13 protein-coding genes, 1 tRNA gene and 1 riboswitch are annotated in these 12958 nt (G+C 67.1%); of the genes, 6 read left to right on the top strand and 8 right to left on the bottom strand.

Annotated elements, in window-relative coordinates; translation table 11 throughout:
* Positions 1-14: 14 nt before the first annotated feature.
* The 3 genes from MLP_RS21605 to MLP_RS21595 all read right to left on the bottom strand — a co-directional run bounded on the left by MLP_RS21605 (position 15) and on the right by MLP_RS21595 (position 4166).
* Positions 15-566 carry a GNAT family N-acetyltransferase gene (locus tag MLP_RS21605; protein ID WP_013865318.1) on the bottom strand — a complete coding sequence of 184 codons (552 nt, stop codon included), beginning with the start codon at positions 564-566 and terminating at the stop codon, positions 15-17.
* Between the two features lie 187 nt (positions 567-753).
* Positions 754-3174: a glycoside hydrolase family 65 protein gene (locus tag MLP_RS21600; protein WP_013865317.1), complete on the bottom strand. Its 2421-nt coding sequence runs from the start codon at positions 3172-3174 to the stop codon at positions 754-756.
* Positions 3171-4166 carry a carbohydrate kinase family protein gene (locus tag MLP_RS21595; protein ID WP_013865316.1) on the bottom strand — a complete coding sequence of 332 codons (996 nt, stop codon included), beginning with the start codon at positions 4164-4166 and terminating at the stop codon, positions 3171-3173. Before MLP_RS21595 ends, MLP_RS21600 begins: the two co-directional genes overlap by 4 nt.
* 273 nt (positions 4167-4439) lie before the next feature.
* On the opposite strand from MLP_RS21595, the gene MLP_RS21590 reads away from it, so the two are divergent.
* Positions 4440-4513 (top strand) — tRNA-Leu (locus MLP_RS21590).
* A 72-nt stretch (positions 4514-4585) separates the two neighbouring features.
* A riboswitch (ZMP/ZTP riboswitch) is annotated at positions 4586-4662 on the top strand.
* Entirely contained in the window at positions 4628-5662 is a 1035-nt protein-coding gene (locus MLP_RS21585) for a threonine ammonia-lyase (RefSeq protein WP_013865315.1), read from the top strand. Its footprint overlaps the riboswitch before it by 35 nt.
* A 15-nt stretch (positions 5663-5677) precedes the next feature.
* On the opposite strand, the gene MLP_RS21580 is transcribed toward MLP_RS21585, so the two are convergent.
* From MLP_RS21580 to MLP_RS21570, 3 genes are all read right to left on the bottom strand, one after another.
* Complete coding sequence (locus MLP_RS21580) at positions 5678-6685, bottom strand: CE1758 family FMN-dependent luciferase-like monooxygenase (RefSeq protein WP_013865314.1); 1008 nt, start codon at positions 6683-6685, stop codon at positions 5678-5680.
* Between the two features lie 31 nt (positions 6686-6716).
* Positions 6717-7091, bottom strand: a complete 375-nt coding sequence (locus MLP_RS21575; RefSeq protein ID WP_013865313.1) for a DoxX family protein — start codon at positions 7089-7091, stop codon at positions 6717-6719.
* Positions 7092-7180: 89 nt separating this feature from the next.
* Positions 7181-7786, bottom strand: coding sequence for an LUD domain-containing protein (locus MLP_RS21570; protein WP_013865312.1), 606 nt, complete (start codon positions 7784-7786; stop codon positions 7181-7183).
* Between the two features lie 115 nt (positions 7787-7901).
* On the opposite strand from MLP_RS21570, the gene MLP_RS21565 reads away from it, so the two are divergent.
* The 3 genes from MLP_RS21565 (at position 7902) to MLP_RS21555 (ending at position 9746) form a co-directional block, all read left to right on the top strand.
* Positions 7902-8483: a TetR/AcrR family transcriptional regulator gene (locus MLP_RS21565; RefSeq protein ID WP_231851366.1), complete on the top strand. Its 582-nt coding sequence runs from the start codon at positions 7902-7904 to the stop codon at positions 8481-8483.
* Positions 8484-8648: 165 nt separating this feature from the next.
* The gene (locus tag MLP_RS21560; RefSeq protein ID WP_013865310.1) at positions 8649-9083 is read left to right on the top strand and encodes a VOC family protein; all 435 of its coding nucleotides are present in this window, start codon (positions 8649-8651) and stop codon (positions 9081-9083) included.
* 21 nt (positions 9084-9104) lie between these two features.
* Positions 9105-9746 (top strand): winged helix-turn-helix transcriptional regulator, encoded by a 642-nt coding sequence (locus tag MLP_RS21555; RefSeq protein ID WP_013865309.1) that lies wholly within the window; start codon positions 9105-9107, stop codon positions 9744-9746.
* A gap of 31 nt (positions 9747-9777) precedes the next feature.
* Here MLP_RS21555 and MLP_RS21550 read toward each other — a convergent pair whose 3' ends face one another.
* A complete protein-coding gene (locus MLP_RS21550) occupies positions 9778-10239 on the bottom strand; it encodes an SRPBCC domain-containing protein (protein WP_013865308.1) in 462 nt (153 codons plus the stop codon).
* Between the two features lie 9 nt (positions 10240-10248).
* Entirely contained in the window at positions 10249-11535 is a 1287-nt protein-coding gene (locus MLP_RS21545; RefSeq protein WP_013865307.1) for an MFS transporter, read from the bottom strand.
* 353 nt (positions 11536-11888) lie between these two features.
* Between MLP_RS21545 and MLP_RS21540 the strand changes: the two genes are divergently transcribed.
* Positions 11889-12725, top strand: a complete 837-nt coding sequence (locus tag MLP_RS21540; RefSeq protein ID WP_013865306.1) for a Bax inhibitor-1/YccA family protein — start codon at positions 11889-11891, stop codon at positions 12723-12725.
* The last annotated feature ends 233 nt before the right edge of the window (positions 12726-12958 follow it).

Genomic DNA, 12958 nt, shown 5'->3' with positions numbered 1-12958 from the left:
CGATTCCGGCCGGTTCACGGCCGTTCGGGTGCCAAGAGACCGTAGATGGCCCCGTCGTGGAACAGTCCGTCCTCCTCGAAGGAATGGTCGCGTCGAGTCCCTTCCCGCTGGAAGCCGAGCCGGCCCAGCAGACGTACCGATTCCTCGTTGTCGGCAATGGTCTGGGCCTCGACGCGATGCAGGCCCAGCTCGGAGAATCCGTACGCCAGGATTGCGGCCAGGGCCTCCGTCGCGAGCCCTCGACCCCACAGATCCCTGCTCAGGTCGTAGCCGACCTGGGCGCGGCGATGGTAGGTGTCCCAGCCGTCAAAGCCGAAGATCCCGATGACCCGACCGGTCTCAGTGAGCGTCACTGCCCAGATAACGCCGGCCCGGTTTGCGTAGACGTCCCGGATCTCCTCGATCAGACCCCGGCTCTCGTCCAGATCTCGGAGGGGTGCGGAGTTGTACCGCTGTGCCACCGGATCGCTCCGGAACACCAGGATGTCGGCAGCGTCGGTTGTCACAGGTTCGCGAAGGACCAGCCGGTCGGTGGTCAGCCGCGGAAAGCCGTCGAAGTCGATCATTCGCGGATCGTCGCATCGACATCCGTCAGCGATCAACGGCTTTCCTGTGCGTCCGCCGGGATGCCGCAGGAACGCTGGTCCACAGCGCAACGCTGACTGGCTCCTCGAACACCATCCTCCTGGGTATCCGCCGGTTTTGTTCCGTGGTGCACCTCAGAAGGGGACCACGGAACAAAACTCCGGCAGGTCATTCGACGGCGTCGAGCTCCAGCACGGTCTCGGTCCCGGTGGCGAGCCGGAGGGGAGTGCCATCGACGGTGATATCGAGTTCCTCACCGGCGGGACCGTCCACCGACAACCGCACCTCGGCATGCGTGGCACGTACCCGCAACCGGAGCCCGCGCCAGTTGATCCGATAGCTGAGGCCCTCCCATTCGTCGGGGATCCACGGCCGGTGCAGCACCAGCTCGCCGTTCTCGACCTGCAGTCCGCCGAAGCCGTTCACCAGCGTCGACCAGGTGCCGGCGGCCGAGGCGATGTGCATGCCCTCGTGCGTGTTGCCCTGGTTGTCGGCCAGGTCGACGAGAGCAGAACGAGTGAAGTACTGCAGCGCACGGGTGTGATCGCCCACGTTGAGTCCGACGGTGGCGTGCACCGACGGGCTCAGCGAGCTCTTGTGCAGCGTCCGCGGCTCGTAGTAGTCGAAGTTCGCCCGCTTCACCTCCGGGCTGAAGGCGTCCGGGAACATCAGCACGGCCTGCAGCACGTCGGGCTGCTTGAGCAGTTGCGTGGTCTCGCAGTTGAAGTGGTGATAGCCCTCGGGATAGCGGGGCATGTTGTTCTCGTCCCACTCCGTGACCGGTACGTCGTCGCGCTCGAAGTAGCCGGCGAACTGCTCGATCACGCCGTTCTCGTTCGCCGACCCCTGCACCAGCCGATCGGCGGTCGAGCGCCACTGCGCAGGCTCACCGGCGTCCAGTCCGAGCGTCTCGACGACAGCCGCCAACTGCTCCGGTGCCTGCTCGCTCATCTGGTCGAAGACCGACGCGGCATAGTTCAGATGCCAGCGGACGATGAAGTTGGTGAAGGCGTTGTCGTCGACGTGGGAGTGGAACTCGTCCGGCCCCATGACGCTGCGCATATGCGCGCTGCCGTCCTCATCGGTCTGGATGAAGGACACCCAGAACCGTGCGGTGTCGAAGAGCACTTCGGCCGCCTCGCCGAAGAGGTAGTCGACGTCTTGCGTGGCCTCCACATAGCGGTGGATGGCGAACGGCACATCGGCGGTGACGTGCACCTCCTCGTCACGGGTCCAGAACCGGTCCTTGCCGTCCGCGGTCAGGATCGGGCACTCTTCGTCTCCGGTCGCCGCCGCCTCCCAGGCATATCGTGCGCCGAGCGTGCCGTTCGCGGCCGAGTTCCGGCGGGCGCCGGGCAGCGTGTGATGCCGGTAGCCGAGCAGGGCACGTGCCGTGTGCGGGTTCGTGAGCAGATAGAACGGCAGCATCACCGCCTCGGTGTCCCAGAACACGTGGCCGCGATAGCCCTCGCCGCTGAGCGACTTGGCGCCGATGTTCACGGTGGGATCGTCCGGGTTCGCGGTGATGAGCAGGTGGTAGATGCCGAACCGCACCGCCAGGCTCAGCTGGTCGTCCCCATGCACCTCGGCATCGGATGCCTCCCAGAGATCTGCCCAGACGTCCGCGCTCTCGGCCAGCAGGGTGTCCACCCCGCGCGCCGCCGCGTCCTGGGCGAGCGCTGCGGCACGAGCCGCGAGATCCTCGCCGGCAACGGCGTCGACGTCGCGACTGGTCCGCACGGCCACCACCTTGTCCAGCCGTGCGGTCTGACCCTCTGCCAGAGAGACGGTGAGCGTACGGCGGATCGAGTCCGCCGCGTGCACGGTCGACTCGGCCGAGGCCGCCGGCGTGAGCGATGCCGACACAGCGAAAGCAATGTCCACGTCGGACCCGATGGTGTGCGTGGTCAGCACCAGCTCGCCGCCCTCGGTCTCCTCGGTGGCGACCGTACGCAGGTGCCGGCTGCGTGCCCACTTCGCGTTGCGTTCCTCGGTGGTGAAGACCCGCCCCTTCGGATAGACCGGGAGCGCTTCCATGTTCGTCCGATCCCCGTCGATGCCGGTGATCAACTGGACGTCGCCGGCGTGGTTGAGCGGGGTCACTTCGAGCCGGAGCAGCGCGATGTCGCGGTCGTGCATCGACGCCGTACGCACACTGTCGACCCGCGTCTGGTTCCCGGCGCGGTCCTCGAACACGGTCGAGCGCCACAGCACACCGTGCGCCAGGTCGAGCGCCCGCTGGTGTGAGACCACCGTGCAACTGTCCACGGTGAGCTGGGTGCCCGCGGCGATGACCGCGGTGTCGAGCCAGTCGGGGAGGTTGACCAGGTCGATCACGATCGAGTCGTGCGCGTCGTACACGCCGGCAACGAAGCTCCCGGGAATGTCGCCGTGATGGCGTTCCTCCAGCGAGCCACGGGCGGCGAACCGTCCGTTCCCCACGGTGAACTGGGTCTCGTACACGTTCGCGAGCTCCGGCTCGAACTGGGTTTGGTGCACGGTCCACTCGGCCGGCAGCGCAGCCATCGCCGCGGGGATCTGGCCGGCGGCCCCAGGGTTGACCGAGATGGGGCTGATCGTCTCGCTCATGCGCCGAACGCCGCCTGGATCTGCGCTGCCGTGGTCTCCCGGTCGCTGTAGCCGTCCAGCTTGGTTGCGCTGGCCCGCTGCGCCCCGATCGCATTGCCGTAGCGGCAGGCCGTCACGATGTCGCCGTCGAGGAGATAGCCGAACGCCATCCCGGCGGCAAAGGAGTCGCCGCAGCCCGTCGTGTCGATCACCCGATCGATGGGCAACCTGGGCACCACCGTCTCGATGAGCTCTCCGTCGTGGTCGAGGGTGAAGGCGACGCAGCCCTCTTCGTCGAGGGTCACGCACAGCGCCTTGAGACCTCCGGACAGCACCCCGCGAGCGAAGTCGGTGAGATCGGACACCGGGATCGGATCGCCGGGCTCACGGTCGTCGCCCGGCCCGGGGAGCCAGCTGCAGCCGGCCTCCTCCAGGTTCATCTTGAGGATGTCGAGACTGGGCAGCCACTCTTGGATGTCGATCCACAGCCGTCGCTCCCGTTTGCCGCCGTGGTTGATCGCCGTGGTCGGCCCGTGGCCATCCAGCAGGATGACGCCGTCACTGTTCGCACGGATGTACTCGAGGGTGGATTGGCTCACCTCGTAGTCGGTGATCGGCACGCAGACGAACGCGTCGGCATCGAGCGCGAACTCCACATCGGCAGGCGTGATCGGTGCCATGAAGCCCGTCTGGCGCTCCAGTCGGTTGTTCTGGTCGACGAACTTGAGCCGGACGACGTCTCCGCGATCCCCGACGGCGCGGATGCCGGTGAGGTCGAGGTTGGGATACTTCGAGAGGATCTCGAGGATCGGGCCCTCGTCCTGCTCGGAGACGTTGACGATCGGCACGACGGTGCCCTGGTCGCCGACGAGCGCTGACAAGGCGATCGCGGTGTACAGCGCGCAGCCGTACTTGTTGAGGACCTGACCACGGTAGGTGGTGATGTGGTCTCGGGGGATAGGTCCGAGCACGGCGATCTTCGTCGGGACGGTTGCTGTGGCGTGTTCAGCCATCGGCCAGTGCCTCCTCGTTGAGTGGTGCGACCCCTGGTGTGGGATCGGCGGTGAGCTTGGTGGGGTTCCCGCAGTCAGCCGAACAGGATGACGCTGTGCTGGTCGCTGGCGGTTCATCCCTGTGCAGTGCAGGCCCGCGTGGCGGCACGCTGACCCGCCAAGCATCCTGGCACACGCGATGGATCGGCACGAGAGGCAACTCTGACTTCGCGCTCAGGAGGCTCCGTACGGATCCACGGGGTGTCCGCACGGGTCTAGGATCGCCCCGATCGGGCCCCCGTAGCCCAACCGGCAGAGGCAGGCGGCTTAAACCCGCCCGAGTGTGGGTTCGAGTCCCACCGGGGGCACGAAAAGCTCGAGCTTTGTGCCTTGCCCTGACCTGTGACAGTTCTCGAACCTCCCGCTTGGGGCGGGTAGAGTCGCATCCACACGACTGGCGCGGGTGGGCGGACCACCGGGGAGTGACGTCAGGGCATCGACCGCCTGGGTGCCCGCCGAGACGAAGCCAGGAGTGCGCCCTGACCAACGCGACGACCAGGCTCCACCTCGATCGTGTTCAGGCTGCGCGGCAGGTTATCAACCCGGCATTTCTCGACACACCGTTGTATGTGTGTGAGAGCCTCGCGCCAGTGCTCGGATGCGAGGTAAGCGTGAAGCTCGAAACAGCGAACCCCGTTCGTAGCTTCAAGGGCAGGGGCACCGAGGTCGTCGCGACTCAGATGGCCGATGCAGGAGAACGCTCCGTCGTCTGCGCCAGCGCAGGAAACCTTGGTCAGGCCCTGGCATGGTCGGGTCGCCAGCGCGGTCTCGACGTCACCGTCGTGGCCTCACGCTTCGCGCCGGCGATCAAGCTCGACCGCATTCGCGCACTGGGAGCGAGGCTGGAGTTGGTGGACGGCGACCACGAGTCGGCGCGCGACTGGGCTGTTGAGATCGCCCGAACAGAGGGTATCCGCCTGCTTGAGGACAGCCTCGACATCGAGACCTGTGAGGGCGCCGCGACCATCGGCCTGGAACTCGCGGCCGCCAGTTCGTCGTACGACTCCATTCTGATAGCTCTCGGCGGGGGCGCTCTCGCGACCGGCGTCGGCTATGCAATGAAGTCGCTGTCTCCCGAGACGGAGGTCGTCTGCGTGCAGCCGCACGGTGCGCCGGCCCTGACCCGCTCATGGCAGCAACAGCGTGTCGTCACCACCAGCTCGACAAGCACGATCGCCGACGGCGTTGCAGGGCGTTACCCCATCGCGGAAGTCCTGGCCGACCTGCTCGTCGTGGCCGACGATGCCGTCTTGGTCCGGGAAGAGTCGATCGTGACAGGCATGCGACTGCTGATGGAGCACGCAGGCCTCGTGGTCGAGCCAGCGGCCGCACTCGGCATCGCCGCGATCCTTGAAGCGCCCGAACGCTTCGCAGGCCAGCACGTCGTCACGATCGTGTGCGGCAGCAATGTCGACCCTGCCGCCTATCGTGGCTGGATCGATCCCGCGAGGCCGTGATCAGCTGCGTCTCCCTTACGCGGCTCCGGCGATCTCCTGCCGCAGCACGGGCAGCACCTCGCTGCCGACGAGGTCGATGACCTGGTGGATCTTGGCTTCGGGGATGCCGCCGTAATCGAAGCCGAACAGCACCCGGCGCAGCGGTCCGAAGTGGGCCGGGAAGGTCAGCACCTTCTCGACGACCTGGGCCGGGCTGCCGACGGTGAGGCCGGTGGTGGCGATCTCGTGTTCAAGGGAGTGGCCTGATCGGGCGTGGATGGGGTGCGCGTTGAAGTACGGGCGGTACTCGTGGAGGGCGTCTTGGGAGTTGGGGCGTACCCAGATGCCGCCTCCGGCGCCGACGATGCCGTCCTCGGGGCGGCCGTGGCCGTGGGCGGCGAACCGTTCACGGTAGAGAGTGACGGAGCGGGCGTAGTGCTCCATCGGCGCGAAGTTGTTGTTGATGAAGAAGCCGTCGGCGTATCGGGCGGCTTGCTCGGCGATCTCGGGGCTGCTGATGGAGCCGTGCCACACGAACGGGGGAACGCCGTCGAGGGGGCGCGGCACCGAGGTGAACTGCTGCAGCGGGGTGCGGTAGCGGCCCGACCAGTCGAGGTTCTCCTCGCGCCACAGTCGGCGCAGCAGCTCGTAATGCTCGAAGGTGAGTCCGAGGCTGTCGGCGTAGTCGTAGCCGAACCAGGGGTACACCACGGGGGTGTTGCCGCGACCGAGCATCAGATCGACGCGGCCGTCGGCGAGGTGCTGCAGCGTCGCGAAGTCCTCGGCGATCTTCACCGGGTCGTTGGTGGTGATGAGGGTTGTGCCGGTCGACAGGGTGATGCGGCTCGTGCGCGCCGCGATGTAGGCCAGCAGTGTCGAGTCCGCGCTGGAGATGTAGGGCGGATTGTGATGCTCACCCATCGCGAACACGTCGAACCCGGCCTCTTCGGCATGCACGGCGATGCGGGTGAGCGCATGGATGCGCTCGTGCTCGGAGACGAGCACGCCGCTCACCGGGTCGCGGGTGAGGTCCCCGATGCTCAACGTCCGAATTCCATGGTCAAACCTCCAGGATCTAGGCGAGTGCGATCGTGCGGGCGATCGCGACGAACAGCGGGGCAGCGACCAGCAGCAACACGAAGGGCAGTCCGGCGTACTCACGACGCCGGGCGTGGACGCTGGCAGCCCCGATCATCAGTGCCGCCAGGGCGTACCCGGCGATGGGGGTGAGCACCGGCAGGATGCTCAGCGCCCACGACAGCACCAGCCCGAGGGAACCGGCGACCTCAGCGACTCCGATCAGCTTGATCGCCGGCTGGCTGAAGTCATTCGCCCATCCCATATTGGGGTTCTCCAGGATCTTCTCCTTCGATCGGGCGAGCTTGCTTGCGCCGGCTCCGCCGAGAATGAGGACGACGATTCCGGTGACGATCCATACCGCGATATCCACTGCCTGTTCCTTTACTTCTTGTCTCTGTGCGTTGGTTTCGGGCGTACGCAGGTGTTGGTGACGGCCGCGATCGGAGCGACCCGGGAGGCTCAGTAGCCGATGACCTGACGGATCAGAACGAGGTGCGTGCGGCCGGGCAGGTCGCCGTAGATCTCGAGCGTCTTGTTGAGGCGGCTGTTCTGTCCGTACGCCTCCTGCGCTCGCACGTTCTCCAACGGCAGGCTGTGCTCGCGTACGCGGCGGCGCGCGGTGTCCAGGTCGGGCACGACCTTGTGCAGCCCGGCGACCAGCACCACGTGGTCGGCTCCCCAGGCCACGGTCGCGAACTGGCTGCCGGAGGCGGAGCCGATCAGGAGCTCGCCGTCCTGGGTGATGGCGTGCACGCTGCCGAGCGCGTAGTCCGGGGCGACGGCGATCTCTTTCATCTGGCGGGTGGCGAAGTTCTGCGCGGTCATCTGGAGGCGGACCGACTCGTACGGCCCGTCCGGGGCATCGACCTCGGCCGAGATGCCCGTCTCGTCGAGGGTGATCGAGGTGTTCTTCCAGACTCTGGCGCCGTGCGGGATCTGGGCCAGCGCGGCCTTCCGTGCGGCCGTCAGATCGTCCACGACCTCCACGGTAAAACCGTGCGACTCCAGTGCAGACACGGTCGCGGCGACCGTCTGCTCATCGGGCAGAACATCGAACTGGGACATGGGCACTCTCGCTCCTCGACTATAAACGGACTCTACCCCGCTTCTAAGTAGAAGATTACCCCGGTTATGCTGGGATGCAAAGTCCAGTGGGCTACAACCGTGGATGGAGGTGCGCGTGGTTGCCGAGCGTGCTGACGCTGCCCGGAACCGGGCGGTGCTGATCGAAACCGCGCGGGCGATGTTGGCCGACGTGGGGGTCGACAAGATCACGATGGACGCGCTTGCGGAGCGGTCCGGTCTCGGGAAGGGCACCGTGTTCCGGCGGTTCGGGACGCGATCGGGCATCTTCATGGCGCTGCTGGGCGATGGCGAGCGAGCCTTCCAGAAGCGCGTGCTCTCCGGCCCGCCGCCACTCGGCCCCGGCGCCGAGCCGCTGGACCGACTCATCGCCTTCGGGCGCGCGCGCCTACGGTTCCTCGCGGAGAACCGTGAGATCGCCCGTGCCGCGTTCGATGGGCGCACACCGGTTCCCTTCGGCCCGCCGACCACGATGACGCAACAGCACATCCGGACACTGCTGGAACAGGCGGGGATCGACGCGGCAGATCTCGACATCCTCGCGATGCAGTTCAACGCCGCACTGGACGTGCCGCTGCTCCTCTACATGCCGTTGGATGACAGCGAGCATTCGGCGGAGACGTTCGAGGACCGACTTGCCCGCGGCTGGGAAGACCTCGTCGCCCGGCTGTCTCGTTGACCCCAGGGTTGCTCTTCACTCGCTGTTGTGTGCGACCGGACCGACAGTCCTGTCCCGGAGATCGGTCACGTCGGCATCGCGATCAGAGGTCTTGACGCTGTACTTGTTTTTTGCAAGTGTTGCCGTTGTAGTCCAACGACCGCATCCGCGAAGAGGGAGAACCCGATGACCATGCTGTTCGTCAGCCTGCCGGTGACCGATCTGGAGCGCGCGAAGGCGTTCTACACGGCGATCGGATTCACCATCAACCCGCTCTTCACCGATCACAACGCGGCCTGTGTCGTCGTCGAGGAGGACCACAGCGCGATCATGATCTTGACCCGCGAGTTCTTCCAGACCTTCACCGATCTGCCGCTCGGCGATCCGGCGGTCTCCCCGACCGGGTCGACCTCGGTCTTCGTCGACAGCCGCGGGGCGGTTGACGCGGCGGCGGCAGCCGGCCTGGCAGCGGGCGGCTCGGAGCCGCGGCCCGCCTCGGACTTCGGCTTCATGTATCAGCGTGGGATCACCGATCCCGACGGCAACAACATCGAGTTCGGATGGATGGACCCGGCCGCCGCCGAGCAGGGCCCGGAGGCGTTCGCCGCTGAGCAGGTCTGAGGGCAGGCAGGTCTGAGGTCGATGGCGGCGCGCGACTACGGGCAGTACTGCGGCGTCACCCGGGCGTTGGAGCTGGTCGGTGAACGCTGGGCCATGCTCATCGTCCGCGACCTGCTCGTCGGGCCGCGTCGTTACGGAGAGCTCGCCGCCGGATTGCCCCGCATCCCGAGCAACATCTTGGCCGCACGGCTCAAGGAGTTGCAGGAGGCCGGTGTGATTCGCCGGGCACCCCGCTCACGGGTCATCGTCTACGAGTTGACCGCCTATGGACGTGAGCTCGAGCCCGTCGTGCTCGCGCTCGGTGCCTGGGGCTTCAAGGCGATGAGCGATCCGCGGGAGGATCAGGTCATCACGCCCGACTCGATGACGATGACGCTCCGTACTGCCTTCCGTCCTCAGGTGGCCGCGACCCTTCCGGCGACGGCGTACGCAGCACGCCTCAGTGCCACCGAGCTGCTCATCCACGTGGACGGCCCCACTCTCGCGGTGACCCGGGATCACGTGCCGGTCGACCTCGCCTTCGCCGCAGGTCCGGGTATCCGCCGACTCATCTCCGGCGAGCTCAGTGCGGATCGGGCGATCGCCACCGGCGCGATCGAGGTGCTGAGCGGGCGCGAAGACCTCCTCGATCGTTTCGCCACCACGTTCCATCTGGCCGCTTGAGCTGAGCCGGGGGAGCTGAGCCGGGGATACGTCAGGGCTCGAGGTAGCCGGCCAGGTTCGCCAACGACGAAGTGATCCCCTGGGCGTGGTCCCGGGCACGGATCCCGTCGGGAACCTGGCGCGCCACGATCTCGACCTCGGTACCCTCCTCGACGCTGCGCAGATTCCACTCCAGCTGCATCGTTCCCTGGAACGCCGGGTCGTCGGACTCGAAGTCGATCTGCTGGACGAGCTGTTCACCCGGGACGAGTCGGGAGATGCGGGCTTCGGAGACGTCCGAATCAGCCGAGGTCTTGCCGGGCGCGTCGGAGGGATCGTCGTACGTCAGCACGAGACGGTAGGAGCCACCCTGGCGCAGGTCGAACCGCTCGAACCGGCCATGCATCCCCTGCGGAGGCAACCAGCTGAGCAGCGCCTCCCGGGTCGTCAGGGCCGCGAACACGTCGGTCCGGTCGACGTGGATCAGGAGGCTGGCCCGATCGGTTCTGCCCATGCGTCCAACCTAGGTGGTCCGCCCCGACCATCGTCGAGAAGGGCGGCTGAGCATGGCGGCTGCCACCACGACGGCGATCGGCAGCAGCAGTCCCCAGGCCAGCCCGGGATAGCCGACCAGGGCGAGCATCGGCCCGGACAACGCTCCGCCCGCGGCACCGGCCAGGCTCATCAGCATGTCGCTGCGGCCCTGCAACCGGACTCGCTGAGCAGGTGGCGCCGCGTCGCTGAGCAAAGCCGAGCCGGCGACGGTGGAGGCACTCCAACCGAGGCCGAGCAGGGTGAGACCGATCATCACGAGGCCGTGCGTCTGGGCGCCGAGCGCGGTCACCAGGGCAGCGGCCACCAGCATGGCCTGGCCGAGCAGGATGGTCGGGATTCGGCCGAGTCGGTCGGACAGGATGCCGAAGACCGGGGACAGACCGAACATGCCGGCGATGTGCAGACTGAGCGTCAAACCGACGAGCGACAGCGTGGCCCCGCCGTGCACCAGGTGCACCGGGGTCATCGCCATCAGCGCCACCATCGTCGCGTGGCTGAGCGCCGTGGCCAGAATCGCCAACCGGACCAGGCCGAGGTCGCCCTGGTCCTTCGCCGGCTGCCCGCTGACCGGCTGGTCAGCACTCTGGTCGGCGCTGGCTTGCGTCGTCGCCGCCAGGCTCAGTTCCAGCTGCCGGCTGAGGACCAGCGGATCCGGTCGGAGGAACAGCGCGTACGCCAATGCCGCCGCGAGCTGAGCGACGATCGCGAACACGAACACGCCGGCGAACTGCGGCAGACCGAGGGCCCGGCCGACGACCTCGCCAGGCTCGGCGAGGTTGGGCCCGATCACCGCACCGACCGTGGTCGACCAGACCACCAGCGACAGATCTCGACCGCGGGTCTGCGGTGCGGCGAGGTCGGTCGCCGCGAACCTCGACTGCAAGCTGGCGGCGGTCGAGGCGCCGGCACCGGCCAGTCCGACGAAGAGCACCACGACCGAGCTCAGGACCATCCCCAGCACACACAGCGCCACCCCGCCGGCAGCGACCAACGCAGCGGCGGCCAGGGAGATCCGACGACCGCCACGATCGGCGAGTCGGGCGAGTGGCACAGCCAACAGCGCGGCACCGAGGGTGCTCATGGTCGCAGCCATCCCCGACCAGCTCGCACCGGCAAGCTTGTTGGCAGCCAGCGCCCCGACGCTGAACGCAGCTCCGATCCCCAGACCGCCGAGGATCTGACCGGTCGCCAACAGCGCGAGGGTGCGCCGGCGCAGCACGGCCAGATCGGTGGCGGCGGTCGTCCCAGTGGTCACAGCTGGCGAGCGTAGGCGACGGGACCGACACTCGCCCACTCCTGGAGTCTTCCGTCTGATTCGCGATCGTCCTTGGCCCGCGGGCGCGAGACGTATGGGTCTTCGGTCTGATCCGCGATCGTCTTTGGCCCGCGGGCGCGAGACGTGCCGCTGTTCCGCGCAAGCCGCGGTCGGTCTCGGCGGGCTGCAGATCGCGCTGCTGCGTCGTTCTGGTGCGGGTCGAGCCAGGGACAACCCTGAAACCGATCCCGATTCTTGACCGATTCGCAGTATTGGAACAGACGTCTGACAATACGCGTTACGTAGACTGAGGTCGGCACCACCGCGGTGCCACACACCCAGGAGGACTTTCCATGTTGCGCAGTTCGAACCCGATCCTCTCCAAACAGGACGCGTTCACACCCGCAGCACCCCAGTACGGTCAGCAGCAGTACGGCCAGAACCCCTATGCCCAGACGGATCCGTACGCCCAGCAGCCGGGCTACGCGCCGTACGGGCAGCCGCCGGTCAGTGCCGAACCGCGGATGACCTTCGACGACGTCATCACCAAGACGGCCGTCGTGATGGGTGTGCTGGTCATCTCCGCCGCTCTGGCGTGGATGTTCGTCCCGCCGTCGCTCTACATGCCCGCCCTGATCCTTTCTGGTCTGGTCGGCTTCGGCGTCGTGTTGCTGGTCTCGTTCCGCCGGAACATCTCGCCGCCCCTGGTCTTCGTCTACGCGGCGATCGAGGGCGTGTTCATCGGCATGTTCAGCAACATCTTCAACCAGATCTATCCCGGCATCGTGATGCAGGCCGTGATCGGCACCTTCGCAGCAGCCGGCGTGACTCTGGCGGCGTACCGATTCTTCAACATCAAGGTCACCCCGAAGTTCCAGAAGGTCGTCATCATCGCCACGATCGCGTTCGCGGTGGCCATGCTGATCAACTTCATCGCCTCGCTGCTCGGCTTCAACCTCGGTCTCCGCGACGGCGGCACCGGCCCGGTCAGCCTGCTGGCCGTCGGCTTCTCGATTCTGGGCTGCGTGCTTGCGGTGCTGAACCTGGTGCTCGACTTCGACTACATCGAGAAGGGCGTGGCGATGGGTGCCCCGGCCAGCGAGTCCTGGCGTGGCGCCTTCGGCCTCACCGTCACCATGGTCTGGCTCTACGTCGAGATCCTGCGCCTGCTGTCCTACCTGCGCCGCTGACCTCGTACGGCTTTGATCGGGTCCATCGCCTGATCTGATCGCCGTTTCGATCCACCACCGAGACCGCTCGTCCCACTCCGGGGCGGGCGGTCTCGTCGTTGTCTCCCAGTTGCGTTGTCTGCGCCCGCCGCGGATCGGGGCCTGCCCGTGGGCCCCAGGCCAAATTCCTGGTTACTGGTCCACGGTGGGCGGGGACAGGTAACCGGAAATTCGGCCACGGCCCGGGCTGGCGA

This window comes from Microlunatus phosphovorus NM-1 (genome assembly GCF_000270245.1).
GTDB lineage: Bacteria > Actinomycetota > Actinomycetes > Propionibacteriales > Propionibacteriaceae > Microlunatus > Microlunatus phosphovorus.
Note: the sequence above shows the minus strand (reverse complement) of the source record. Positions and strands in the feature narration are given on the sequence as shown.